Genomic DNA, 24,909 nt, shown 5'->3' on the forward strand with positions numbered 1-24,909 from the left:
CCCCTCCTTACTACCTATTTATGTATGAAACATTCTTATCATTCATATGGAGCATGAAACAAACAGAAAAATAGCCGACCTTTTGTATAAAAGTCGGCTGCTTTCTTATAGTTCGAGCTCTCCCATACGAAGAAGCTCAACAACTGCTTGTGAACGTCCTTTAACCCCTAGCTTTTGCATTGCGTTTGAGATGTGATTACGTACTGTTTTTTCACTTATAAACAGTTCACCTGCAATTTCCTTCGTCGTTTTATCTTGAACCAGTAATTCAAATACTTCTCTTTCTCTCTTTGTGAGTAACGGTTTAGATTGATACGCTTTTTCCTTCAACTGGTATAACCCTCCTTGCTTAAGCCAGAGCTGTATATGTGTAAGTTGGGTGTTTATTTAGTCAAGATATTGTATGAACGAAATGTGCAGGTGGTGAATGAAAATGGGCTTTATTTCTTATGTTATTTTAGACTTTTATACAGTGCGTACACTCTTTTTATCCACTTACTTTTCAGTACGCCATATTTGTTCTAGTAATATACTGACAACTGTACCTACGAACAAACCATTTCCGAATATATATTGCATCACAGACGGCAAGGATTGGAGTGCTCCAGACGGTAAAAACATAACACCACTTCCAAATAATATAGCAACTCCTAAAATCGTTACATTCCTTTCGCTGATTGGCACTTGTTTTATATTATTAAATCCAATTCCAATTAACTGTACGAACGAAGCCATTAAAACGGCTGATGCGACAGCGGATGGTAAAGACGCTAAGTAACGAATGATACTTGGAAAAAGAGACATTACGACTAGTAACGCACATGCCATTAAGAACGATCGTATATATTTTTGTTTTGTTAAGCGTATAAACCCTGCCGTTGCTGGTAACGGAACGACACCTACAGTTGAAAATACAGAGGAAATGATATGTGAAATCCCTCCAACCCACGTTCCATCCTTCAACTGTTTTTGTTCAATAGTCGCTTTATGAATGGTAGCTTGATTAATTGCTATAATAGCTGCCACTGTATTTGAAACTAAAATACATACCATAACGAAACTTGATACAGCCATACCTGTATTCCATTTTGGAATTCCCCACGCGAATATATGTGGAAGTTGCACAAAATGAGTTACTTGAGATGGGATCGTCACTTTTCCTGCAATGAGAAAAATAATCCAGCCACTAATTAACCCTATTAAAACCGCATAACTTTTAACAAACCCTTTTCCGAAGTTGGAGAGTATGACTACGAATAAAAATATGCCAAAAGCAATTAATGCTGTAAATCCATCAATTTGAGAAACAGTAGCTGTAATTCCTAGCATTCCTTTTAAAAATACACCACTTAATTGTAAACATAATAAAAGTAAGAACGTCCCTGTCACGAGCGGCGTAAATAAAAATAAAATACGCCCGATAACTCCCGTTACTCCTAGCCCTATTAAAACAACTCCCGCAACCATCATTCCTAATTCTAAAATTTGCAATGTACTATGTAATTGATCCTGCCCTACAGTTGCATAAGCAAGCACGGTAAATACACCAACCCAAGATCCAGCTGGTCCATCCGCAATCGGAAGCTTATGTCCAAGCCATCCTTGTAAAAAAGAAGATATACCAACTACGAAAAACGTACGCTGCATTAAATAAAATACTTCTTCCGTCGTAAGATGAAATAATCCGCCAACGACAATTGGTAGCGCGATTGAGTTTGCTAATAAAAAAATAAACCATTGCAAAGTTCCCATAATATGATTTTGATTATGTTGATTGTCCAAACTTTTCATCCCTTCTTGCTTCCTTATAAGGAAGTATAGTACTTCCCTGTTTCTACTAAATAAAAAAGAAGGGTTCTATTTTCACAATTAGAACCCTTCTAAAAACATCTAAACGATTCCTCTATACAAGATTATCAGATTTCACTTGATCTAAATCCCCTATAACAACATTCCCTTTATACATAACTACACGCTTCTCTGTTTGACGAGCCACTGCTTCCGCGGCGCATGTTGCATTCGTTAAAACAAAACTTGCCTCATCCCCTACATTCGGCCACACTCGTTTTCCTTCATTATTTAACGTTTCTTTCCCTCCAGTAATAAAACGAAGAGCTTTCCCTAAAGACCTTTCATCACTCCAACCAAATCGTTCTGCCAATCGATTTGCCTTTTGAAGCATATCACCTGTGCCGAACGGAGACCAATGATCTGTAATACTATCATTTCCTAATGAAACTTTAACTCCTTTTCGATCTAATAATGGAATTGGGATTACTTGTTTACCGATTGGAACGGTTGAAGTGATATCAATCTTTAATGCTGCTAGTCTTTCTGCCACTTCTTCAGCTTCTTTATCAGTAACACCACCAAGTCCAAGCGCATGACTAATTGTTACACGACCTTGCCATCCTGCTTCTTCCGTTAGACTTGCTAATCTCTTCATTGTAAACGTTCCAAGATTATTCGCATCGTGCAAATGAATATCAACATCCGCATTAAATTCTACCGCAATGTCCATAATCGTAGATAATGATTTTTCAATATCATTATCTACTGTAGCTGGGTCCACTCCGCCAACTAATTGTGCGCCCATACGCATCGCATCTTTCACAAGTTGCATAGAATTACTTCGCAATAATCCATGTTGCGGAAATGCAACTATTCTACCAGACAACCGATCTTTATATGTTCCTAAAGCCGCTAACGTTGCCTCTAAATTACGAAGTCCAATAACCGGATCCACATTACAATGCGTTCTAATATTTGTTGCGCCATTTCGAAGCAATAACTCTAGCATATTTTCCGCCCTGTCTTGAGCAGTTGCTAATTGCTTTGGTAAAATCGTTTTTTCTTCATTAAAACGTGTAAAAATATTTTCTGCTGGCATACAAGCTTTCCAAGGCCCACTATAATATGTTTTATCAATATGAATATGCATCTCTTCAAAAGCTGGTAAAACTAATAAACGATTAGCATCAAAAGTTAACGTTCCTTCCTCTTGGGCGATTCCCGCTATAATTCTTTTAATTCGCCCATCTTCAATAAGAAGACTGCATATCTCAGTTTCCGTTTGTGAAATTTTCGCTTCTTCATATGTATAACCTGTTTCAAGCTTTACATTAGTCAACCAATATAATGTCATTACCATTTCCCCACCTTATATTAGAAAATACGTCACACCCTCATTTTCATTTTAATACCAACTGAAAATTAAGACAATTAATCCACTGTATTGTCCTTTCACAAAAAAATGTAATATAACCTAATGGTCTTCTCATAAATTTCCATATAGAATAAAAGTACACTGTATCACTCATACATAACAGCGGTGATATAAAAAGGAGAGGATCATAATATGTCGAAGAGGTTATATAAATCCGAAACTGATAAAATGTTATTTGGTATATGCGGTGGTTTAGGAGAATATTTTGATATTAGCTCTACTCTCATTCGCATACTTTGGGTCATTGCTATTTTATGTTTTGGGACGGGGTTTTTAGTTTATTTTATTTGTTTATTACTTATGCCACGCTCTTACTAATAACATTCTTTCATATATTTGAGCATAGCGTATAAAAAATCCCCTATAGATTTTTCTATAGGGGATTTTTTCATGAAGAATATTTCATCGTTAAATGTAATACCGCTACTTCATCCTCTTCATTTTTATAACTATGTTTCTTATTAGCTTCAAACTGAATGGAGTCAAACTCATTTAGCACATATACGTCATTCTCAACTTGAATAGAAACTTTCCCTTTCATTACTGTTACAAGCTCAATTGCTCCTTCATGATGAGCTTCCGGTTCATATATACTATTCGCTCTTAAACAAGCACGGTGCATTTCCATCCCTGTTTCTTTCGTGTAACGGAACATCGTTTCTAAATGCCATGCTTGTCCTACATCTACTGCAAATCCTTCTCCGCAGCGCGCAACAGCTACAGGTTCTCCAACAACCATTAATCTCGATAAAGGAATCGATAACCCTTTCGTTATTTTCCAAATAACAGCTAACGTTGGATTCGTTTCGCCTCTCTCAATTTTCCCTAATGTTAATTTACTAACCCCTGTTTTTTGGGCTAATTCTTCTAAACTTAATTTTTGTTCATTTCGAATTTGTCTTAATAGCTGACCTACTTGCTGAATTACTTCTTTCGTTTGCATATCTTCATTTTCTTTCATATATAAAAACCACCTTAAAATATAAAATAGTTTACTTTTATTAACTTTAAGTATATTATACTATACATAAATACTCAATTCCGAAAGGAGTGCCATACTTCATGCGCGCAATATTACTAGGTCTTTTATCATCGGCCTTTTTTTCTGCAACCTTTATTATTAACAGAGCAATGAATGTATCTGGAACAAGCTGGGCTTGGACTGCTTCCTTCCGTTTTCTATTTGCTCTCCCTATTTTATTCCTTATCGTTTTATTTCGCAAAAACTTAGGAGCTTTATGGGCAGAATTAAAAAAACATCCATTTGTATGGATCGGGTGGGGCTCGGTCGCTGGCATCGGCTTCTATTCTTTATTAAGTTTCGCAGCTGTTTTTTCTCCAGCTTGGCTCGTTGCTGGAACTTGGCAAGTTACGATATTAGCAGGTTTACTACTATCACCATTATTTTTCGTTAAAATAGAAACGAAATCAGGTACAAAACTTGTACGTGGAAAAATTCCACTTCGCAGTTTATATGTAGCATTATTTATTTTACTTGGTGTAATTTGTATGCAAGCGACTGCAGCGGGTCATATTACAATGACTCAGTTCATCTCGGGATTTTTACCTGTCGTATTAGCGGCTTTCTTATATCCGTTCGGTAACCGAAAAATGATGGAACTTGTTGGCGGGCGTCTTGATACATTCCAACGTGTATTAGGAATGGCAATCGGAAGTCTCCCTATTACAATCCTACTTGGTATATACGGATTTTCCACTACCGGTATTCCATCATCAAGTCAAATGATGCAAGGATTTTTGTTAGCATTATGTTCCGGAGTTATTGCAACGATGACATTTTTCTTTGCTACTGACTTAGCAAAAGACAATCTTGCTTTACTTGGAGCTGTTGAAGCAACACAAGCTGGAACGATGGTCTTCACTGTGCTTGGTGAGATTATTTTCTTAAATGGTTCATTCCCTAGCGGGCTGTCACTGATTGGGATGATTATTATCATGCTAGGAATGATCGTAAATAGTGTTTTAAACCGTTCTGTTCCAGTCATTAAACAAAAAAAATCAGCATAAAAATAGATATGGTTCTTCTTCATAGAACCATATCTATTTTTATTATCTCCCTATTTCGCCTTATCAGAATAGTATTTCATTAGCTGTTTATACTAAAATCTATGTTATAATACCTTTCATGTGCATTAATAGGAGGTAAATTATGTTAAAAAAAGCAATTGCTGAATTTATTGGTACATTTGTACTTGTATTATTCGGAACTGGAGTAGCTGTCATTGGTGGCGGAATTGAAGGAATTGGAACATTAGGTATCGCTATGGCTTTCGGATTATCTATCGTGGCTATGGCATATAGCATTGGAACAATTTCTGGATGTCATATTAACCCAGCAGTATCAATCGCTATGTTCATCAACAAAAGAATGAACGCTATGGAACTTAGCTATTATTTATTAGCTCAAATTTTAGGTGGTTTATTAGGAACTGCAACGTTAGTAACAATTTTACGATCTGCTAAATTACCTTTAGATAATTTAGGACAAAATAGTTTTGGAACTCTTGGTTTATCTGGAGCATTTTTAGTTGAATTCATTTTAACTTTCGTATTTGTTTTAGTTATCGTTGCTGTAACAGGTAAAAAGGGAAGTTCTTCTTTAGCTGGACTAGTAATTGGTTTCACATTAGTATTAATTCACTTATTAGGTATTCCGTTAACTGGAACATCTGTTAACCCAGCTCGTAGTATCGCACCAGCTCTATTCGCTGGCGGAGAAGCAATTTCTCAACTATGGGTGTTCATCGTTGCCCCAATTTTTGGCGGTATCGTAGCAGCTGTTGTAGGAAAGTTTATTTTAAATACGGAAAAATAGAACTTTCAATATTTCCGAATAAAAAAAGCGAGCCCTCATCATGAGGAAGCTCGCTTTTTTTTATTCTTTAATTTTCGACTTTAAATTTGTAACTAATTGCTGCACCGTTACATTTGCAAGTACGTTTTCCATCGCTTCTTGCGATTGTATTAAAATAATCTCTAATACCGATTGAATATTAGCTCCTACTGGACATTCAATGTTGGGATTTTCATGGAAAGAAAATAGATGTCCTTCTTCTACAACTTCCACAGCTTTATATACATCAAGTAATGTAATTTCATCTAAATCACGAGCAAGTGTCGTACCACCTTTACCAGCTTGTACATCAACAAGTCCTGCTCTCTTCAACATTCCTGTAATGCGACGAATCACAACTGGATTTGTATTCACACTACCAGCAATCCATTCAGAGGTACAGCGAGAGTTTCGATCTATTGCAAGTAACGTTAACATATGAACACCTACTGTAAAACGACTACTAATTCCCATCTGCACACCCTCCTTTTTATTCATTCTATTAAAAGACAACTCTTATTATTATATACTATTTTTAATTTATACATAAAGAAAAAGCATGATTCCATTAGAAAATCATGCTTTCCCTCTATTATTGACGCTTTATAAATTTCGCCAAATCTTTAAACTTCACTTTATCAGAGTAATTCATTACACCGTTTACATAGATACGGCTTGTAACAGCATTTAATATACCAATTGTCGCCAATAAAACTACTAATGTTATCGTAATCTCTAGCATACCTGCTTCACCGGCTACAATCCGCGAGAAGGTGACCATCGGTGTGAAAAACGGAACATACGAACTTACAACAACAATAGTACTATTTGGATCACTTAATGATTTAATACTAATGAAGAATGCAGCCATGATCAAAATCATTATCGGGAAAGATACAGCTTGTAAATCCTCTGTCTTAGACACAACAGCTCCAGCCGCAGCGTACATCATCGCATAAAGTAAATACCCCGTAATGAAATAAACAAGAAACATACTTATAACCTTTGCATCTAATTTTGTAAAGTCAATTGGAACGCCAAGTAATGAAGCACTTTCTAAATCGACCCAACCTAACAAATAAGGAATAAGATAACCACACGCCAATATTACAAGTTGTAATAACGCCGTTGAAACAACCGCCAAAATTTTCGCATACATCATCGTAAGAGGCTTTACTTTCGGAAGCATTACTTCCATTACACGTGACGCCTTTTCAGATGCAATATTCATTGCGATTGTATTTCCGAAAGCTACAATAAACATATACAAAGCAAATGTAAAGAAATATGCAATTCCGAAAGAAGATGTACGATCTTTTATCGCTTCTTGCTTCACTTGAATTTCTGCTTGTAATTGCTGCGCAATTTCTGGTGAAACATTATTTTTTGCAATCGTCACCTTCGTATATTGTTGTTTTAAATAACCCGCCATAATCGCAGAAGTCGCTTGGCTTGGAAATCCATTATACATATATGTAACTGCTGGAGTCCCATCCTTTTCCGTCACATGGAATAGACCATCTAAATCTCCCTCTTCTACTTGCTTATGTAGTTTATCAAAATCATCTTTTGAACCGACCGTTATTTTTGCTGATGGCAATAGCTTATTTAGCTCTTCTTTTTGTACTTTGTATGTGGAACTCTCTACTACAACTGCAATTTTATCTTTATCCTTATTTTTATCATCGCCTGAAGTAAAATGATTAAATGCAAAAATCCCAAACACAACCAAAAATAAAATCGCACTCGTAATTAATGATTTTTTAGATAAAAATGCTTCTTTAAAATAAAATGAAAATACATGAGAAAATTTACGCATCTTTATTTCGCCCTCTCTACAAAGATTTCGTTTAACGTCGGCTCTAACATTTTAAATTGTCGTAAACCAACACCTTGTTCTTGCAATTGTTGCAAAATCTTTAGAGCTTCTGCATCATCTTGTACTTTCACATAAAGAAGGCCTTGTTGTTTTTCATATGAAACATGTATAGCTTCTAATCCTTTTTCATTCTCTTTTGTATCTTCGATTGTTAAATTACGAAAACCGTATTCTTTCTTAATATCACTTAATTGTCCTTCTACGACCGCTTCACCTTTTTTCAAAATACATACATGTTGGCAAAAAGCCTCTACTTGCTCCATACGGTGACTAGATAAAATAATTGTCTTTCCGCTCTGTACTTGTTCTCCAATAATACTAGCCAACATTCCAGCATTAACTGGATCAAGTCCGCTAAATGGTTCATCCAAAATAAGAAGTTCTGGATCATGAAGAAGAGCAGCAATCAATTGAATTTTTTGCTGGTTCCCTTTCGAAAGTTCTCCTGCTGTTTTGAATTTATATTCTGGGATTGCTAAGCGCTCTAACCAGTAATCAATTGCAAGATCCACTTCTTTTTTCGTCATTCCTTCTAATCTACCAAAATATCGCAACTGGTCTATTACTCTACTTTTTGTATATAAGCCTCTTTCTTCTGGTAAATATCCAATTGTTACCCCGCTATCACCAAATGATTTTCCATCCCACGTAATAGAACCTTCATTTGGCGTTAATAAACCTAGTAACATTTTAATTGTCGTTGTTTTCCCTGCACCATTTCGGCCAAGTAACCCTAACACTTCACCTTTCGGTAACGAGATTTGCAAACCATTAACCGCTTTAGATTCTCCTAATATTTTTGTTAAGTTTTGAATTTGTAAACTCAATGTATAAAGCCTCCCCTTTAGTATCATTCGTACTCTCTATTAAAGACTATGATTGTTCGAAATAAAATATAGTACTATATTTCAATCTTTTATACGTATCATGATCCCCCATCCACCATTTGTTTTATTTAGTTAAAATTGTAAATAACAAAGATATATTTGTCAATTATAATTGTCATTTCGACAATAAAACATGTCAAATCACTTTTTGTTATTTTTCCCATCTTTCTAATATAGGACATACTACTATATATACAAAAGACAATATGCAAATGTTCATAAAAAAATTTTTATATTTTAATATATAATATAAGATGATTTTCTAACATCGAGGAGGATACATATGAAGATGAAGAGGGGTATTACCAGTTTATTATCTATAGCCGTTCTTTCCACATCGCTTGTAGCATGTTCAGGAACAGCTGAGAAAACAGTGGCAAAAGAAGAGAAAGTACAATTAACAGACCAGCAATTGATGGCCGATTTATGGTATCAAACAGCTGGCGAAACGAAAGCACTTTACTACCAAGGCTACAATATTGGTCAATTAAAGCTTGATGCAGCTCTTGCAAAAGGGACAGAAAAAAAACCTGCTATCGTACTTGATCTAGATGAAACTGTTTTAGATAACAGTCCCCATCAAGCAATGAGCGTAAAAACAGGAAAAGGCTATCCTTATAAATGGGACGATTGGATTAATAAGGCTGAAGCTGAAGCTCTTCCAGGCGCTATTGATTTCTTAAAATATACAGAGTCTAAAGGTGTAGATATTTACTACATCTCAAATCGTAAAACAAATCAACTAGATGCAACAATTAAAAACCTTGAGCGCGTAGGTGCTCCTCAAGCGACGAAAGAACATATATTACTACAGGACCCGAAAGAAAAAGGGAAAGAAAAGCGTCGTGAACTTGTTTCTCAAACACATGACATCGTCCTATTCTTCGGTGACAACTTATCTGATTTCACTGGTTTTGATGGAAAATCTGTGAAAGATCGCAATGAAACAGTAGCAGAATCAAAAGCACAATTTGGTGAGAAATTCATCATTTTCCCTAATCCAATGTACGGTGATTGGGAAGGTGCTCTATATGACTATAATTTCAAAAAATCAGATGCAGAAAAAGACAAAATCCGTCGTGACAATTTAAAATCATTTGATGCAAAATAACAAAGAGGATGGCCTTCGCCATCCTCTTTTATTGCATATTTCTTGTTAAAGGTAAAATAAATACTTCTACACGTCTATTTTTCGCTTTTCCTTCTGGCGTATCATTTGGTGCAATTGAACGGTATTCTCCATAACCAACTGCACTAAATTTTTCTGGTTGCAATTCTTTATTTTGGAGTAACACCTGCATAAAATTAACTGCACGCTGTGTACTTAACTCCCAGTTTGATGCAAACTGAGCATTTGCGATAGGAACCGTATCTGTATGACCCGACACTGTAATTTCACGAGGTGATGCTGAAACAAGTAGGTTAGACATCTCTTTTGCAATCCCTAACGATTCCAACTTCACATCTGCTTTTCCTGAATCAAATAGTACATTTTCTAATATCGTTAACATTAATCCTTTTTCAGTTAACTTAGTTTGAAAAGAAGAGGATAGTTGTTTCTCATTAATATATTGATCAATCTTTTTTTGTAATGCTTTCAACTCATCCATTTCTTTTTTTTCTTTAGCTCTATCTTCCGCTTGTTTTTTTGCTTGTTCTGCCTCAAGGCTACTTGCTGATAATTCTTTTTCCTCATTTGGTTTTTGATCACTTAAAAATTCTTTATTTCCTGTTCCACCGGCTAACTCACTTCGAAAAGCAACTGCCATCTGTTTAAATTTCGCAGCATCTATACTACTCATTGCAAATAAAACAATAAACAGTGCAAACAACAAAGTTAGCATATCAGAATACGGAATTAACCAAGTTTCATCAATATGCTCATCATGTTTTTTCTTTTTACCTCTTCTATTTTTCTTACTCCGCATTTTTTTCTGCTCCTTTTTCTAGCTTTTTACGCTCAGTTGCAGAAAGTGCACCTAAAATGCGGTTCTTCATAATAAACGGATATGTACCTTCTTGTAACATTAATAAACAATCAATAATTAAACGTTTCTTCTCTAATTCAGCAGCAGACTTTTGCTTTAATTTATTTGCAAACGGATGCCATAATACGTAACCTGAAAAAATACCGAAAATCGTTGCAATAAACGCACCTGAAATAGCATGCCCTAGCTTTTCAATATCAGTTAAATTTCCAAGTGCAGCTACAAGACCAATAACAGCACCTAAAACCCCTAGTGTAGGTGCATATGTACCAGCTTGCGAGAAAATAGCAGCCCCTTTTGCATGTCTCTCTTCAATCGCTTCTAATTCGGCTTCTAAAATTTGTTCTAAATCCTCTGCAGATACACCATCAATAACAAATTTCATACCACGCAAAAGAAATTCATCTTCAATTTCATCTAATTGTTGCTCTAAAGACAAAATACCGTATTTTCTACTCTCAGATGTCCAATGAACAAATAATTCTAGCAATTGTTCATAACTTAAATCTTTTTTATTTGAACCAAAAAGAACTTTAAATAATTTTGGAACTCTTTTTAGTTGATTCATCGGAAATGCAATACACACTGCAGCAAATGTACCGACGAAAATAATTAGTGCTGCGGCAGGATTTAGTAAGGCTGTTATGTCAGCGCCCTTGACGACCATCCCTACGACTACCGCTAATACTCCTAAAATGATTCCAATAATTGTTGCAAAATCCATTCCCATCCACTCCTAGTCTATACCAGAGGTCTTTTATTCTCAATAATCGCTACATCTTCTTATATACATATATTACATAAAAAATGAACTTCATGAAAGATAAGAAATGAATTATATGAAAAAATACTACATTTTTACACATTTTCTGACATTTTCTTTGCATTTCTATTACGTTACGACTCTTATATTTCTTTTTCAACAAACTAGACTTATAATAAAAACGATACATATTTTATTAAGAAAGGACTGTGATTACAGGGCATCATGAAAAAAATAATAATTATTTCTGCCGCTACTATTGTAATCGGTATCACATCTTTCGTTTACTTTGGTTCTAAATCACCACTACAAAACGAAGCGAAAGCTGTCGAAAATCAAAAACATAATAACCACCAAAAAGAAGAGATTCCTGCTTTTCAAAAAGCTGATCATAATGCAAAGAAACTAGATGATAATTTTTCCGTTGTAACAAATCCAGATTCTGCTCTTGTATTAGTCAATAAACATCGTAAATTACCAGATGGGTACATTCCAGAAGATTTGACGAAACCGAACGTACCATTTACTAGTCCAAAAGATAAAGAGAAAACATTACTTCGCAAAGATGCTGCAGACGCTCTTGAAAAAATGTTCCAAGCAGCGAAAGAAGAAGGTTTAGAACTTACAGCAGTTTCAGGTTACCGTTCTTACAAACGCCAACAGTCATTACATAATACATATATTAAACGCCAAGGAAAAGCTGAGGCTGATTCGGTAAGTGCAATTCCTGGAACAAGTGAGCATCAAACCGGTCTAGCAATGGATATTAGCTCAAAATCTGCTAAATTCCAATTAGAACCAATCTTCGGAGAGACAGCAGAAGGAAAATGGGTTGCAGAACATGCCCATGAGTTCGGATTTGTCATTCGTTATTTAGAGGATAAAACAAAAACAACAGAGTATGCATATGAACCGTGGCACTTACGCTACGTCGGTAATCCATACGCCACATACATATATAAGCACCACCTAACATTAGAAGAGGCGATGGAGGACAAAAAATAAGAGAGCGATTCGCTCTCTTATTTTTCTTTTATTCTATTATAATAGCAATTCCTTCCATTCCTCAGGCCACGGTTCGCCTCTTCCAGTTTTTTTCGATGCTTGGACCATCATACCGCGTCCAACTAAACAAACTTCTCCTTCTGCATTTTTGACCATATAGTGTAAATCTAAAGAGGAATTCCCAACCGCTCCCGCCTTTACATATACTTTCAACTGCTCATCAAAATAAATTTGTTTAATAAAATTGCATTGTAGATCTGCGACGACTATCATCGTTTCTGATGATTCATGTGTCCATTCTTGCATAAATCCGAGTTCTTTAAACAATGCGATACGCGCTTCTTCAAAATATGTAAAAGCAACGACATTATTTACATGTCCAAACATATCTACTTCACCAAAACGAACTTTGACAGGATTATAAAATGAAAAACCACTTTCCCATTGCTCAAAGTCTTCAATATAAGAAATTCTCTTCATCGTTCCCTCTCCTTTTCGCCCTTAAAATAAACTGAATAAACAGAAATATAAAGTTATAAATATTGCCTCTTCAACATGAAGAGGCAATATTTATTAATAGTTATTGTCGCTACCAAAGAAATCTTTGAACGATTGAATTGTTGTATCACGGTTTAATGCTGCAATTGAAGTTGTTAATGGAATACCTTTCGGACATGATTGCACACAGTTTTGAGAGTTACCACAGTTTGCAAGTCCTCCATCACCCATAATTGCACGTAAGCGATCTGCTTTATGCATTTCACCAGTTGGATGCGAGTTAAATAAACGTGCTTGTGAAAGCGGTGCTGGACCAATAAAGTCAGACTTACTGTTTACGTTCGGACATGACTCTAAGCAAACACCACATGTCATACATTTCGAAAGTTCATATGCCCATTGACGCTTTTTCTCTGGCATTCTTGGACCTGGTCCTAGGTCGTACGTACCGTCGATTGGAATCCAAGCTTTAACACGTTTTAACGCGTTAAACATACGGCTACGGTCAACTTGTAAATCACGTACAATCGGGAATGTCTTCATCGGCTTTAAGCGAATTGGTTGCTCTAACTGGTCAATAAGGGCTGTACATGATTGACGTGGTTTTCCGTTAATCACCATCGAACATGCTCCACATACTTCCTCTAAGCAGTTCATATCCCATGCAATCGGAGTTGTTTGGTTCCCTTTTGAGTCGACAGGATTACGGCGAATTTCCATAAGCGCCGAAATAATATTCATATTAGGACGATATGGAATTTCAAACTCTTGGTCAAACTCTTGTGCATCTGGGCCATCTTGTCTCGTAATGATGAGGCGGATTGTTTTCTCAGACATGTTGTTTATCCCCCTTCTCTTCACCCTTAGCAGCTACATCATGTTTTGAGGAATAGTCACGTTTACGTGGTTTAATTAATGAAACATCCACTTCTTCGTAATGGAATGCTGGTGCCTTTCCTTCTCCCTCAAATTTCGCCATCGTAGTTTTTAAGAAGTTTGCATCATCACGATTTGGGAATTCTGGTTTGTAATGCGCTCCGCGGCTTTCATTACGGTTATATGCGCCAATTGTAATAACACGTGCTAACTCGAACATATTTGCAAGTTGGCGTGTAAATGAAGCACCCTGGTTACTCCATCTTGCTGTATCGTTAATGTTAATGCGTTTGTAACGCGCCATTAACTCTTCAATTTTCGCATCAGTTTCTAGTAACTTTTTATTTTCACGAACTACTGTAACGTTATCTGTCATCCATTCTCCAAGCTCTTTATGAAGAACATATGCATTTTCGTTACCATCAAGCATTAAAATATTGTTAAATTTCTCTGTTTCAATTAATTCATTTTGCTCATATACAGTAGATGAAACAGCATCAGATGATTTAGAAAGACCTTTCATATACTCAATTGCGTTCGGTCCTGCTACCATACCACCGTAAATTGCTGATAATAATGAGTTCGCACCAAGGCGGTTACCACCGTGCATAGAATAATCACACTCACCTGCTGCAAATAAACCTGGAATACTTGTCATTTGCTTATAATCAACCCATAATCCGCCCATTGAATAGTGAACTGCTGGGAAGATTTTCATTGGTAGTTTACGAGGATCATCACCTGTAAATTTCTCATAGATTTCAATAATTCCACCAAGTTTAATATCTAGTTCTTTCGGATCTTTATGAGAAAGATCTAAGTACACCATGTTTTCACCGTTAATACCTAGTTTTTGCTCTACGCAAACATCAAAGATTTCACGCGTTGCAATATCACGAGGTACAAGGTTTCCGTAAGCTGGATATTTTTCTTCTAAGAAGTACCATGGCTTACCATCTTTATACGTCCAAACACGTCCACCTTCACCACGTGCAGATTCACTCATAAGACGTAACTTATCGTCTCCAGGAATTGCCGTTGGATGAATTTGAATGAACTCACCGTTCGCATAATATGCACCTTGTTGATATACAGCAGACGCTGCTGTACCTGTATTAATAATAGAGTTTGTTGATTTTCCAAAGATGATACCAGGGCCCCCTGTTGCCATAATCACGGCATCAGCTTGGAAACTTTTTATCTCCATAGTTTGTAAGTCTTGCGCGACGATTCCTCGGCACACACCTTCATCATCTACAACAGCTCGTAAGAAATCCCAACCTTCATATTTCGTTACAAGTCCTGCTACTTCATGACGACGTACTTGCTCATCTAATGCATATAGTAATTGTTGACCAGTTGTTGCGCCAGCAAATGCTGTACGGTGATGTTGTGTTCCACCGAAACGACGGAAATCCAGAAGTCCTTCTTCCGTACGGTTGAACATAACACCCATGCGGTCCATTAAATGAATAATACCAGGTGCTGCATCACACATCGCTTTAACTGGTGGTTGGTTCGCTAAGAAGTCCCCACCATAAATTGTATCGTCAAAGTGGATCCATGGAGAATCCCCTTCACCTTTTGTATTTACGGCACCGTTAATTCCACCTTGGGCACATACAGAATGTGAACGTTTTACTGGTACTAAAGAAAATAGTTCAACATTTACTCCTGCTTCTGCCGCTTTAATCGTTGCCATTAAGCCGGCCAAGCCACCGCCGACTACTATAAGTTTCCCTTTCATGCTCTCCCACTCCTTACTGGTTTGCTAGCTGTGGATCGATGAACGCTAATAATGCACTCACACCTACATAAGATAGACCTAAGAAAATAGCTAATGTTACATAAGTAGAGATTCTTTGTGAACGTGGAGATACTGTAATTCCCCAGCTTATACAGAATGTCCATAGTCCATTTGCAAAGTGGAAAATTGTTGAAACAACACCAACTAAATAGAAACCAAACATAAATGGGTTGTTTAAAATATCTGCCATCATATCATAGTTTACCTCTTTACCTAACAATGCTTGAATACGAGTTTCCCAGACGTGCCAAGAAATGAAGATCAGCGTAACGATACCTGAAATTCGTTGGAAGACGAACATCCAGTTACGGAAATAGCCGTAAGATACCGCATTGTTCTTAGCTGTAAATGCAATATATAAGCCATATATAGCATGGTACAGTATAGGTAAAAAGATGATGAAAATTTCTAGCGCATACCGGAATGGAAGGAGCTCCATAAAGCCTGCAGCTTTGTTAAAAGCCTCTGCTCCCCTTGTTGCAAAGTTGTTTACAATTAAATGTTGCGTCAAAAAGACACCAACCGGAATGACCCCCATTAATGAGTGCCACTTACGAAACGTATACTCGCGGCCTTTCATGTCCCCATTACCCCCTTGAATGTTTGACTGCTGTTTTCAGATTAATTTACAACAATAATGTTTTTTCACTATTGGCATAAGAAAAACCGAAAAAATTATTCGAAATATTTCAGCATAATTTGATAACAAGTTCATTTTACCCCTATTTTTGTCGAAGCGTCAAGAAAACGTATACATAATTTGCACATAATTTGCATATAATTTGCCAATTCTTTTTTTTTCTTATATATTCAGATTTCCCCAAAGAAAAATCTATTTTTATAAATGAAAAATGTTATATAATAATCCCTATAGAAAGAGGGGAATATTGTGAGCAAAAATACAATCGATATAACATCTTTAGAAGATGTTTCATTGAACGCCTTCGCTTATGAATTGCTACGTGAAGAATTACTACCTGATTTAATTGGTAACGATTTAGATGGTATTTTATACTGGGCTGGTAGAAACCTTGCGAGAAAATATCCGCTAGAAACAATTGAAGAAGTCATTCAGTTTTTTGAAAAAGCTGGTTGGGGCACTTTAAGTATCATTGAACATAAACGTCGTGAAATGCAGTTTCAACTTAAAGGTACACTTATTACTGAGCGTCAAAAACAAAAAAGACATTCATCTTATCAATTAGAAGCTGGATTTATCGCCGAGCAAATTCAAAGACAAAGAAACGTCGTTGCAGAGTCCTATGAGGAACAGAAAAAGCGTTCAGACTCTATTACATTTCTTGTTAAATGGGATATAAAAGATCTCATTGAAGTGTAGCATCTACTTACAGTCAACTAGACATATAAGTTTAGTTGACTTTTTTGTATATTCATTTAGGTGTGTTTATTTTAAATCTTCAGAAATTATACCAAAAAACAGAAGACGTTGTAAACTACAACGTCTTCTTATCTGTTAAATAAGTATAAATCATCTCTGCAACATTTTTCGGCATACCTGCTTCGACAAATTCCGATATGGAAGCTTCTTTCATCTTTTTTAATGAACCAAAATGTTTTAGCAATACCTTTTTTCGTTTATCGCCGATTCCTGGAATATCATCCAATGCTGATTGAATGACCGATTTCCCGTGCAACTGGCGATGGAATGTAATTGCAAATCTATGCACTTCATCTTGAATGCGTTGCAATAAATAAAATTCTTGGCTATTCCTCTCAAGCATCACAGGTTCAGGCGGAGCTCCAATAATTAAATGTGATGTTTTATGTTTGTCATCTTTTACAAGCCCTGCCATCGGAATATATAATCCGAGTTCATTCTCCAGAACATCACTTGTAGCGGCCAGATGGCCTTTTCCACCATCAATAATGATTAAATCTGGTAAAGGTAAATTCTCTTTAAGCGCCCTCGTATAACGGCGTCTTACAACTTCCCTCATAGATTCGTAATCATCAGGACCTTGAACCGTTTTAATTTTATATTTCCGATATTCTTTCTTCGCTGGTTTCCCATCGATAAAAGCAATCATTGCTGAAACAGGATTTGTTCCTTGAATATTTGAATTATCAAACGCTTCAATACGATATGGTGTTTCAATCCCTAGTTGCTTCCCTAGATTATCAACAGCTTTAATCGTCCGTTCTTCATCACGTTCAATTAAGTGAAATTTCTCTTCTAGTGCAATTTTCGCATTTTTATTTGCTAATTCCACAAGATCTTTTTTCTTCCCACGCTTCGGCTGTGTCGCTTCAACTTCTAAAAAGCGCTCTACTAATTCTGAATCTATACTTCCTGGAACAACAATTTCCTTCGGCTTGAAATGACTACTGTTTTCATAAAATTGACCGATAAAAGTTAAAAATCCCTCTTCTGGTTCATCATAAATCGGAAACATAGAAACATCACGTTCAATTAGCTTTCCTTTTCGAACGAAGAAAACTTGAACACACATCCACCCTTTATCAACTGCATATCCAAACACATCACGATCCACTAAATCACTCATAATCATCTTTTGCTTTTCCATAATTGCATCAATATGAGCAATTTGATCTCGCAACTCTTTCGCCCGTTCAAATTCTAGCTTTTCTGAAGCCTCATACATCTTCGTTTCTAATTCTGAACGAATTTCTTTATGCCCACCGTTTAAGAATTTAATAATTTCATCAACAATTTCTTTGTTTTGCTCATCCGTTACTTCTTTCACACAAGGTGCTAAACATTGACCCATATGATAATACAAGCAAACTTTATCTGGCATATTTGAACATTTACGAAGTGGATACATACGATCTAATAATTTCTTTGTTTCATGTGCCGATTGCGCATTTGGATAAGGCCCAAAGTACTTTCCTTTATCCTTTTTTACATTTCGCGTAATGAGTAAGCGCGGCTGTTTTTCAGCTGTAATTTTAATGAAAGGATATGTTTTATCATCTTTTAATTGAATATTATATTTTGGATCATATTTTTTTATTAAATTTAACTCTAAAATAAGAGCCTCCAAATTTGAGGAAGTCACAATATATTCAAAATCAACAATTTCTCCAACAAGCCGAAGTGTTTTCCCATCATGCGAACCAGTAAAGTACGAGCGCACACGATTTTTGAGTACCTTTGCTTTTCCGACATATATAACCGTTCCCTGCTTATCCTTCATTAAATAACAACCAGGTTGATCGGGCAAAATTGCTAACTTCTCTTTTAAATGCTCGTGCACTCGTCTCCCTCCATTTCTACATGCTTATCATTTTTATTTTCACATAAAAACATACTATGCCAAAACACCCAACATACGTTCTTTTATTGTAACGGAAAGGTTGTAAAAAAGAAAATAAAAAAAGCTACCAAATGGTAGCTTCTTTATTTTAGAAGTGTTTAGAAACTAATTCTACTAACGCTTCTTTCGGTTTATATCCTAACGCTTGATCAACCACTTTACCGTCTTTTAATACGAAAAGAGCTGGAATGCTCATTACTTCGAATTGACGAGCAGTTTCTTGGTTTTCATCAACGTCCACTTTTACTACTTTTACTTTCTCGCCTAACTCTGAATCGATTTCCTCTAATACAGGAGCGATCATTTTACAAGGTCCGCACCAAGGCGCCCAGAAATCTAATAGTACAACACCTTCGCTAGTTTCAGCTGCGAAGCTTTGGTCATTTGCATTTATAATTGCCATTTTATTTCCTCCTTCAAGTATATTCTACCAAGAGTATATCATTAACTTTTATACGTGGCGAATATTATGTATCGTTATGTATTGTAACAAAAAAATGTTCCTTTATACTATATAAAAATATGGATGAAATACTAAAAAGATGAGAGACAGGGGATCTCTCATCTTTTTCTATATATAGGGGTACTTCACTTGGAACTCAAGGGTACTCAAATCATGAATGTACTTTTAACTTTTTAAACTCTTCTGTTAAAAGAGGTAATACTTCAAACAGATCACCGACAATACCATAGTCAGCTACTTTGAAGATACTAGCTTCTGGATCTTTATTAATCGCAACAATTATTTTTGAATTAGACATACCAGCTAAATGCTGAATCGCACCAGAAATCCCGCATGCAATGTATAGGTCTGGTGTAACAACTTTACCTGTTTGACCAATTTGTAATGAATAATCACAGTACTCAGCATCACAAGCACCACGAGATGCTCCAACAGCGCCGCCTAGTACGTCAGCTAATTCTTTTAACGGTTTAAATCCTTCTTCACTCTTCACACCACGTCCACCAGCTATAATAACTTTCGCTTCAGAAAGATCAACACCTTCTGCAGTTTTACGGACAACATCTTGAATGATTGTACGTAAATCTTTCACATCAACTGTAATAGAAGACACGTCAGCTGTGCGAGACTCGTCTTTTTCAAGAGTTGCAATGTTATTTGGACGCACTGTCGCAAATAATATACCATCTGTTACGATCTTCTTCTCAAATGCTTTACCAGAGTAAATCGGACGAGTGAAGATAACATTTCCACCTTCAACTTCTAAAGCCGTTACGTCAGAAATTAAACCAGCTTCTAATTTCGCTGCTAATTTTGGTGATAAATCTTTACCAAGTGCCGTATGTCCAAATACAATGCCTTCTGGCTTTTCTTCAGCATATACAGCTAAAAACGCTTGTGCATATCCATCAGATGTATATGATTTTAATTTATCATTTTCAACTGTCACAACGCGATCTGCACCGTAATGAATCAATTCATTTGCAAAAGAGGCAACGCTGTCTCCAACTAGAAGACCTACCACTTCACCGCCTTCTGCAATTGTTTTTGCTGCTGCTACCGCTTCAAACGAAACGTTACGTAGCGATCCATCACGAACTTCACCCATTACTAATACTTTACGAGCCATAGATTTTCCCTCCTGCATATATAATTTCGTATTTTATTAGATTACTTTCGCTTCTGTATGGAGCAACGATACAAGTTCTTTTACTTGATCTTGCAGCTCGCCTTGTAACACTTTTCCTGCATCTTTCTTAGGAGGCAAATAGATTTCAATTGTTTTTGTTTTTGCTTCCACATCATCTTCTTCTAAATCTAAATCATCTAATTCTACTTCTTCTAGTGGCTTCTTCTTCGCTTTCATAATACCTGGAAGTGATGGATAACGCGGTTCATTTAAACCTTGTTGCGCTGTTACTAGAAGAGGTAATGATGATTCAATTACTTCTGTATCCCCTTCAACATCACGCTCAATCTTCACATTTGTACCATCAATTTCAAGCTTCGTAATCGTCGTTACGTATGGGATATTTAACGCTTCAGCTACTCGTGGACCAACTTGTCCAGATGCACCGTCAATCGCAACGTTCCCGCCTAAAATTAAATCGATTTCTTTATCTTTTAAATATTCAGCGAGCACTTTTGCTGTTGTAAATTGGTCACCATTCTCAACATCATCTTCAATGTTAATTAGTACCGCTTTATCGCAGCCCATCGCTAATGCTGTGCGAAGTTCTTTTTCACTATCCTCGCCACCAACTGTTATAACAGTAACTTCTCCACCTTGTGCATCTCTTACTTGAATCGCTTCTTCAATCGCATATTCATCGTAAGGGTTGATGATGAATTCCGCTTCGCCATCGTAAATTGCACCGTTTTTAATTACGATTTTTTCTTCTGTGTCAAATGTTCGTTTCATGAGTACGTAGATGTTCATTCCATTTACCCCCTTATTTTTCAGAAAGATTCTATCAATTTTAAAATTCTGTTAATTTTTATTAAAAAAATAATTGGACTACCTACCACTAAATGAAGGCTTACGTTTTTCTAAAAACGCTGCTACGCCTTCTCTTCCATCTTCACTCGTAAATACTTCACCAAAAATCTGTGATTCACGCTGTACACCTTCATAATAATGAGACGATTTTGTCGTTTGTAATAACTCTAGCACAGCACGAGTTGTTGCTGGGCTTTTTCCAGCAATCTGTTTTGCAATTTTAAGCGTATCTTCTAAAATGGATTCTTCAGAAAACACTCCGTTAACAAGTCCCCATTGTAATGCTTCTGCACCAGTAATTGGTGTACTTGTTAACATCATTTCACAAGCTTTCGCTTTACCAACATAACGTGGTAAGCGCTGTGTACCTGCAAAACCAGGAATTAATCCAAGTGTTAATTCAGGTAAACCAAGCTTTGTACTTTCAGTTACAAAGCGCATGTGGCAAGACATAGCAAACTCAAGGCCGCCGCCAAGTGCCGCTCCATGAATTGCCGCAATAACTGGTTTTGAGCATTTTTCAACACGCTCAAACGTAACTTGTCCAAGCTGTGCTAACTCTGTTGCTTGCTTCGCTTCAGTAACAGATGTAAATTCTTTAATATCTGCCCCTGCTGAGAAGAAGCGTCCTTCACCATGTAAAACAACAACACGAATGTTATCATCCTTTTCCACTTGATCGATTAATTCAGTAACATCATGCATAACTTGTGAAGACATCGCATTAGCTGGCGCATGATTTAACGTCGCCACCGCGATATGATCTTCAACTTTTACAGATAGGAATTTCAACATGATCCCTCCCATTATTGACGATAACCACAAGCTGCAATAAGTAGCCCATGTACCGTTTTTGAAAGTGCGACCAGATCATACTTATGATCGCTCATTACCCAATTGGTCACAACTTCATCTACTGTTCCAAAGATCATTTGTCTTGCCACGCGAACGTTTAAATCCGCTTGAAATTCACCTTGCTTTATACCTGTCTCTAAAATCTCATCCATAACTTGTAAGTAGCCTTTTAATACTTCATTTATTTTAAGGCGCAAGTCTTGATTGGACTGCCTTAGCTCTAATTGCGTAACGATAGCAAGAGGATCATTTTGTGACAACAGCAAGAAGTGCGTTTCTACCAACATGAATAACTTCGCTACAGCGCTTTCAATTCCTGCTATTTTTTGACGAATTGTTTCAACAAATTCTCCCATCTTCTCTTGGAATAAGGATATTAATATATCTTCTTTATTTTTAAAATATAAATAAATCGTGCCATCAGCTACCCCAGCTTGCTTTGCAATTTTAGAAACTTGCGCTTGATGGTATCCATTCTCCGCAATCACAATGACTGCAGCATCAATAATCTGATTGTATTTCGGTCTATTTTTCTTCACTTTACTGTCCCCTTCAAGAAGATGACTGAATGAATAGTCATTCATATTCTTATAATACTGACTATTTAGAAAAGTGTCAATCCTATTTTTTCAAAAAGAAAGGGCCTTAGCCCGTTTGCTCATCCTCATTCTTTCTCTTCTCTTCATCTATTAGGACACGACGTAAAATTTTTCCGACTGTCGTCTTCGGCAACTCACTTCTAAACTCATATACCTTCGGAACTTTGTAAGCTGCTAAATATTTACGTGCAAACTGATCTAATTCTTCTTCAGAACACTCAGCGCCTTCTTTCAAAACAACAAACGCTTTTACAGTTTCCCCTCGATATGGATCAGGAACACCGATTGTTACCACTTCTTGCACCTTTTCGTGTTCATATAACACTTCTTCTACTTCACGAGGATATACGTTAAAGCCACTAGCAACGATCATATCTTTCTTACGATCTTTCACATAGAAAAAGCCATCCTCATCCATGTATCCTACATCACCTGTATGGAGCCAGCCATCTTGCAGTACAGCTGCCGTTTCTTCTGGCTTATTCCAATACCCTTTCATAATTTGTGGGCCCTTTACAACAATTTCACCTATTTCACCTGGAGGTAATGACTCTCCTGTTTCAAGTGACATGATGATTGCCTCTGTATCCGGCCACGGTACCCCAATACTTCCCGGCACACGCTTTTCCCACAAAAAATTCCCATGTGTAACTGGTGATGACTCCGTTAATCCATAACCTTCTACTAATTTACCACCTGTAACTCTCTCAAACTCCTCCTGCACTTCTACAGGAAGCGGTGCAGAACCACTAATACAAGCCTGAATTGAAGAAATATCATATTCTTTTAAAAGAGGACTATTTAATAGAGCAATATAAATGGTTGGTGCTCCTGGAAATAGTGTAACTTTATGTTTCTTAATTGCTTCAAAAACCATTTTCATATCAAACTTCGGAATAAGCACCATTTTATATCCTTGCATAATACTTAAATTCATTACAGCTGTCATCCCGTACACATGAAAAAACGGAAGAACACCAAGAATTACCTCTTCTCCTTCTTTACAATTATATAACCAATGCGCTCCCATTAAAGTGTTCGAAACAAGGTTTTTATGCGTTAACATAACCCCTTTTGGAAACCCTGTCGTTCCCCCTGTATACTGCAAAAGGGCTAGATCATTTTCAGGATCACATGGAACTTCAACATCAGCATTACTTTCTCTTTCTACCGATTTCCAAAGATGAATCGTTTCGCTTTCCGACACATTCACAACAAGATTTGCCTGCTTTTTTTGTACAAATGGATAAAGTAAATTTTTAGGGAATGGTAAAAAATCTGCAATACGGGTTACGATAATATGCTCAAGCTTTGTTGCCGTTTGAACATTAGTAACTCTCGGAAACACTAAATCCAGGCAAAGAATAACTTTTGCCCCTGAGTCATGAAGTTGGTACTCAAGCTCTCTTTCTGTATAAAGAGGATTCGTTTGTACAACAATCCCCCCCGCAAGCAAAGTACCATAATAACCAATTACAGATTGCGGACAATTCGGTAACATAATCGCAACTCTATCGCCTTTTTCAATACCAAGCCTTTGAAGGTAATTCGCAAATTTCTTTACCTTGTCATGGAAATCTGAAAATGTAACATCTTTACCTAAAAAGTGAAGCGCTTTCTTTTCTGGATAACGAGCAGCCATTTTCTCTAAATATCCATGAAGTGGCTGAATATCATATGAAATCGTACCTGGGATTTCCTCTGGATAACTCTGCAACCAAGGTTTTTCCACTCTCATTCCCCCTTCCAATACTTGTGAAAATAAATGAATGTTCATTCATGATGGTTGTTTTCATTATATTATAGTCGTAACATCGTTACAATCATAATATTCTGACTTTTTTATAACTATGCTTTACTTCCTTAACTTCTTATTATATGTAGAAACTCTCCTAATTTTAAAAGAATAAG

At 36.5% G+C, this 24,909-nt stretch carries 26 protein-coding genes; 6 read left to right on the forward strand and 20 right to left on the reverse strand.

Annotation, left to right across the window (positions count from 1 at the left end):
• Positions 1 to 105: 105 nt before the first annotated feature.
• From gerE to LCF45_RS22155, 3 genes are all read right to left on the reverse strand, one after another.
• A complete protein-coding gene (gerE, locus tag LCF45_RS22145) occupies positions 106 to 330 on the reverse strand; it encodes a spore germination transcription factor GerE (protein WP_000659484.1) in 225 nt (74 codons plus the stop codon).
• A gap of 165 nt (positions 331 to 495) precedes the next feature.
• Positions 496 to 1,791, reverse strand: coding sequence for a purine/pyrimidine permease (locus LCF45_RS22150; RefSeq protein WP_002167618.1), 1,296 nt, complete (start codon positions 1,789 to 1,791; stop codon positions 496 to 498).
• 112 nt (positions 1,792 to 1,903) lie between these two features.
• Positions 1,904 to 3,145 carry an amidohydrolase family protein gene (locus LCF45_RS22155; RefSeq protein WP_263894286.1) on the reverse strand — a complete coding sequence of 414 codons (1,242 nt, stop codon included), beginning with the start codon at positions 3,143 to 3,145 and terminating at the stop codon, positions 1,904 to 1,906.
• Between the two features lie 213 nt (positions 3,146 to 3,358).
• On the opposite strand from LCF45_RS22155, the gene LCF45_RS22160 reads away from it, so the two are divergent.
• Positions 3,359 to 3,544, forward strand: coding sequence for a PspC domain-containing protein (locus LCF45_RS22160; RefSeq protein WP_002129290.1), 186 nt, complete (start codon positions 3,359 to 3,361; stop codon positions 3,542 to 3,544).
• A 70-nt stretch (positions 3,545 to 3,614) separates the two neighbouring features.
• On the opposite strand, the gene LCF45_RS22165 is transcribed toward LCF45_RS22160, so the two are convergent.
• On the reverse strand, positions 3,615 to 4,187 hold the full coding sequence (locus LCF45_RS22165; protein ID WP_002034214.1) for a helix-turn-helix domain-containing protein: 573 nt from the start codon (positions 4,185 to 4,187) through the stop codon (positions 3,615 to 3,617).
• Between the two features lie 101 nt (positions 4,188 to 4,288).
• Here LCF45_RS22165 and LCF45_RS22170 point away from each other — a divergent pair, with 101 nt between their 5' ends.
• On the forward strand, positions 4,289 to 5,254 hold the full coding sequence (locus LCF45_RS22170; protein ID WP_002129291.1) for a DMT family transporter: 966 nt from the start codon (positions 4,289 to 4,291) through the stop codon (positions 5,252 to 5,254).
• A 142-nt stretch (positions 5,255 to 5,396) separates the two neighbouring features.
• Entirely contained in the window at positions 5,397 to 6,062 is a 666-nt protein-coding gene (locus tag LCF45_RS22175) for an aquaporin (protein WP_002067333.1), read from the forward strand.
• 60 nt (positions 6,063 to 6,122) lie between these two features.
• On the opposite strand, the gene LCF45_RS22180 is transcribed toward LCF45_RS22175, so the two are convergent.
• The 3 genes from LCF45_RS22180 to LCF45_RS22190 form a co-directional block, all read right to left on the reverse strand.
• Positions 6,123 to 6,554: an Rrf2 family transcriptional regulator gene (locus tag LCF45_RS22180; protein WP_002088848.1), complete on the reverse strand. Its 432-nt coding sequence runs from the start codon at positions 6,552 to 6,554 to the stop codon at positions 6,123 to 6,125.
• A gap of 118 nt (positions 6,555 to 6,672) precedes the next feature.
• Positions 6,673 to 7,899, reverse strand: a complete 1,227-nt coding sequence (locus LCF45_RS22185; RefSeq protein WP_002167617.1) for an ABC transporter permease — start codon at positions 7,897 to 7,899, stop codon at positions 6,673 to 6,675.
• 2 nt (positions 7,900 to 7,901) lie between these two features.
• Positions 7,902 to 8,786 (reverse strand): ABC transporter ATP-binding protein, encoded by an 885-nt coding sequence (locus tag LCF45_RS22190; RefSeq protein ID WP_263894287.1) that lies wholly within the window; start codon positions 8,784 to 8,786, stop codon positions 7,902 to 7,904.
• Positions 8,787 to 9,129: 343 nt separating this feature from the next.
• On the opposite strand from LCF45_RS22190, the gene LCF45_RS22195 reads away from it, so the two are divergent.
• Positions 9,130 to 9,957 (forward strand): 5'-nucleotidase, lipoprotein e(P4) family, encoded by an 828-nt coding sequence (locus tag LCF45_RS22195; protein ID WP_002129299.1) that lies wholly within the window; start codon positions 9,130 to 9,132, stop codon positions 9,955 to 9,957.
• Between the two features lie 28 nt (positions 9,958 to 9,985).
• On the opposite strand, the gene motB is transcribed toward LCF45_RS22195, so the two are convergent.
• Positions 9,986 to 10,774 (reverse strand): flagellar motor protein MotB, encoded by a 789-nt coding sequence (motB, locus tag LCF45_RS22200; RefSeq protein WP_263894288.1) that lies wholly within the window; start codon positions 10,772 to 10,774, stop codon positions 9,986 to 9,988.
• Positions 10,764 to 11,558, reverse strand: coding sequence for a flagellar motor stator protein MotA (motA, locus tag LCF45_RS22205; RefSeq protein WP_002129301.1), 795 nt, complete (start codon positions 11,556 to 11,558; stop codon positions 10,764 to 10,766). Before motA ends, motB begins: the two co-directional genes overlap by 11 nt.
• 264 nt (positions 11,559 to 11,822) lie before the next feature.
• Between motA and LCF45_RS22210 the strand changes: the two genes are divergently transcribed.
• A complete protein-coding gene (locus LCF45_RS22210) occupies positions 11,823 to 12,602 on the forward strand; it encodes a M15 family metallopeptidase (protein ID WP_002088858.1) in 780 nt (259 codons plus the stop codon).
• A gap of 36 nt (positions 12,603 to 12,638) precedes the next feature.
• Here LCF45_RS22210 and LCF45_RS22215 read toward each other — a convergent pair whose 3' ends face one another.
• From LCF45_RS22215 to sdhC, 4 genes are all read right to left on the reverse strand, one after another.
• The gene (locus LCF45_RS22215) at positions 12,639 to 13,082 is read right to left on the reverse strand and encodes an acyl-CoA thioesterase (RefSeq protein WP_002088859.1); all 444 of its coding nucleotides are present in this window, start codon (positions 13,080 to 13,082) and stop codon (positions 12,639 to 12,641) included.
• A 93-nt stretch (positions 13,083 to 13,175) separates the two neighbouring features.
• A complete protein-coding gene (sdhB, locus tag LCF45_RS22220) occupies positions 13,176 to 13,937 on the reverse strand; it encodes a succinate dehydrogenase iron-sulfur subunit (RefSeq protein ID WP_002088861.1) in 762 nt (253 codons plus the stop codon).
• The gene (gene sdhA, locus LCF45_RS22225) at positions 13,930 to 15,723 is read right to left on the reverse strand and encodes a succinate dehydrogenase flavoprotein subunit (protein ID WP_002034228.1); all 1,794 of its coding nucleotides are present in this window, start codon (positions 15,721 to 15,723) and stop codon (positions 13,930 to 13,932) included. The genes sdhB and sdhA overlap by 8 nt, the downstream gene beginning before the upstream one ends.
• Before the next feature lie 13 nt (positions 15,724 to 15,736).
• Positions 15,737 to 16,363, reverse strand: coding sequence for a succinate dehydrogenase cytochrome B558 (sdhC, locus tag LCF45_RS22230; RefSeq protein ID WP_002015407.1), 627 nt, complete (start codon positions 16,361 to 16,363; stop codon positions 15,737 to 15,739).
• 309 nt (positions 16,364 to 16,672) lie between these two features.
• On the opposite strand from sdhC, the gene LCF45_RS22235 reads away from it, so the two are divergent.
• On the forward strand, positions 16,673 to 17,122 hold the full coding sequence (locus tag LCF45_RS22235) for a YslB family protein (RefSeq protein WP_002015405.1): 450 nt from the start codon (positions 16,673 to 16,675) through the stop codon (positions 17,120 to 17,122).
• Between the two features lie 115 nt (positions 17,123 to 17,237).
• Here the strand turns inward: LCF45_RS22235 and uvrC are convergent, their stop codons facing one another.
• From uvrC to LCF45_RS22270, 7 genes are all read right to left on the reverse strand, one after another.
• Positions 17,238 to 19,022: an excinuclease ABC subunit C gene (gene uvrC / locus LCF45_RS22240; protein WP_063219801.1), complete on the reverse strand. Its 1,785-nt coding sequence runs from the start codon at positions 19,020 to 19,022 to the stop codon at positions 17,238 to 17,240.
• A gap of 148 nt (positions 19,023 to 19,170) precedes the next feature.
• The gene (gene trxA / locus LCF45_RS22245; RefSeq protein WP_000974757.1) at positions 19,171 to 19,485 is read right to left on the reverse strand and encodes a thioredoxin; all 315 of its coding nucleotides are present in this window, start codon (positions 19,483 to 19,485) and stop codon (positions 19,171 to 19,173) included.
• Between the two features lie 211 nt (positions 19,486 to 19,696).
• Entirely contained in the window at positions 19,697 to 20,674 is a 978-nt protein-coding gene (gene etfA / locus LCF45_RS22250) for an electron transfer flavoprotein subunit alpha (RefSeq protein WP_002015402.1), read from the reverse strand.
• A gap of 36 nt (positions 20,675 to 20,710) precedes the next feature.
• Positions 20,711 to 21,484: an electron transfer flavoprotein subunit beta gene (gene etfB, locus LCF45_RS22255; RefSeq protein ID WP_002088867.1), complete on the reverse strand. Its 774-nt coding sequence runs from the start codon at positions 21,482 to 21,484 to the stop codon at positions 20,711 to 20,713.
• Positions 21,485 to 21,562: 78 nt separating this feature from the next.
• On the reverse strand, positions 21,563 to 22,339 hold the full coding sequence (locus LCF45_RS22260) for an enoyl-CoA hydratase (RefSeq protein WP_002088868.1): 777 nt from the start codon (positions 22,337 to 22,339) through the stop codon (positions 21,563 to 21,565).
• Positions 22,340 to 22,350: 11 nt separating this feature from the next.
• On the reverse strand, positions 22,351 to 22,983 hold the full coding sequence (locus LCF45_RS22265; RefSeq protein WP_002015398.1) for a fatty acid metabolism transcriptional regulator FadR: 633 nt from the start codon (positions 22,981 to 22,983) through the stop codon (positions 22,351 to 22,353).
• 61 nt (positions 22,984 to 23,044) lie between these two features.
• A complete protein-coding gene (locus LCF45_RS22270; RefSeq protein WP_002088870.1) occupies positions 23,045 to 24,730 on the reverse strand; it encodes a long-chain-fatty-acid--CoA ligase in 1,686 nt (561 codons plus the stop codon).
• Positions 24,731 to 24,909 lie beyond the last annotated feature (179 nt).

The organism is Bacillus sp. 41-22 (genome assembly GCF_025809295.1).
Lineage (GTDB): Bacteria > Bacillota > Bacilli > Bacillales > Bacillaceae_G > Bacillus_A > Bacillus_A mycoides.

What these genes read in the sequence shown, in the direction of transcription:
- LCF45_RS22150 (WP_002167618.1), bottom strand. Translation starts at nt 1,791, where the DNA reads ATGAAAAGTTTGGACAATCAACATAATCAAAATCATATTATGGGAACT.
- LCF45_RS22155 (WP_263894286.1), bottom strand. Translation starts at nt 3,145, where the DNA reads ATGACATTATATTGGTTGACTAATGTAAAGCTTGAAACAGGTTATACA.
- LCF45_RS22160 (WP_002129290.1), top strand. Translation starts at nt 3,359, where the DNA reads ATGTCGAAGAGGTTATATAAATCCGAAACTGATAAAATGTTATTTGGT.
- LCF45_RS22165 (WP_002034214.1), bottom strand. Translation starts at nt 4,187, where the DNA reads ATGAAAGAAAATGAAGATATGCAAACGAAAGAAGTAATTCAGCAAGTA.
- LCF45_RS22170 (WP_002129291.1), top strand. Translation starts at nt 4,289, where the DNA reads ATGCGCGCAATATTACTAGGTCTTTTATCATCGGCCTTTTTTTCTGCA.
- LCF45_RS22175 (WP_002067333.1), top strand. Translation starts at nt 5,397, where the DNA reads ATGTTAAAAAAAGCAATTGCTGAATTTATTGGTACATTTGTACTTGTA.
- LCF45_RS22180 (WP_002088848.1), bottom strand. Translation starts at nt 6,554, where the DNA reads ATGGGAATTAGTAGTCGTTTTACAGTAGGTGTTCATATGTTAACGTTA.
- LCF45_RS22185 (WP_002167617.1), bottom strand. Translation starts at nt 7,899, where the DNA reads ATGCGTAAATTTTCTCATGTATTTTCATTTTATTTTAAAGAAGCATTT.
- LCF45_RS22195 (WP_002129299.1), top strand. Translation starts at nt 9,130, where the DNA reads ATGAAGATGAAGAGGGGTATTACCAGTTTATTATCTATAGCCGTTCTT.
- motB (WP_263894288.1), bottom strand. Translation starts at nt 10,774, where the DNA reads ATGCGGAGTAAGAAAAATAGAAGAGGTAAAAAGAAAAAACATGATGAG.
- motA (WP_002129301.1), bottom strand. Translation starts at nt 11,558, where the DNA reads ATGGATTTTGCAACAATTATTGGAATCATTTTAGGAGTATTAGCGGTA.
- LCF45_RS22210 (WP_002088858.1), top strand. Translation starts at nt 11,823, where the DNA reads ATGAAAAAAATAATAATTATTTCTGCCGCTACTATTGTAATCGGTATC.
- LCF45_RS22215 (WP_002088859.1), bottom strand. Translation starts at nt 13,082, where the DNA reads ATGAAGAGAATTTCTTATATTGAAGACTTTGAGCAATGGGAAAGTGGT.
- sdhB (WP_002088861.1), bottom strand. Translation starts at nt 13,937, where the DNA reads ATGTCTGAGAAAACAATCCGCCTCATCATTACGAGACAAGATGGCCCA.
- sdhA (WP_002034228.1), bottom strand. Translation starts at nt 15,723, where the DNA reads ATGAAAGGGAAACTTATAGTAGTCGGCGGTGGCTTGGCCGGCTTAATG.
- sdhC (WP_002015407.1), bottom strand. Translation starts at nt 16,363, where the DNA reads ATGAAAGGCCGCGAGTATACGTTTCGTAAGTGGCACTCATTAATGGGG.
- trxA (WP_000974757.1), bottom strand. Translation starts at nt 19,485, where the DNA reads ATGGCAATTATAAATGCAAATGACCAAAGCTTCGCAGCTGAAACTAGC.
- etfA (WP_002015402.1), bottom strand. Translation starts at nt 20,674, where the DNA reads ATGGCTCGTAAAGTATTAGTAATGGGTGAAGTTCGTGATGGATCGCTA.
- etfB (WP_002088867.1), bottom strand. Translation starts at nt 21,484, where the DNA reads ATGAACATCTACGTACTCATGAAACGAACATTTGACACAGAAGAAAAA.
- LCF45_RS22260 (WP_002088868.1), bottom strand. Translation starts at nt 22,339, where the DNA reads ATGTTGAAATTCCTATCTGTAAAAGTTGAAGATCATATCGCGGTGGCG.
- LCF45_RS22265 (WP_002015398.1), bottom strand. Translation starts at nt 22,983, where the DNA reads ATGAATGACTATTCATTCAGTCATCTTCTTGAAGGGGACAGTAAAGTG.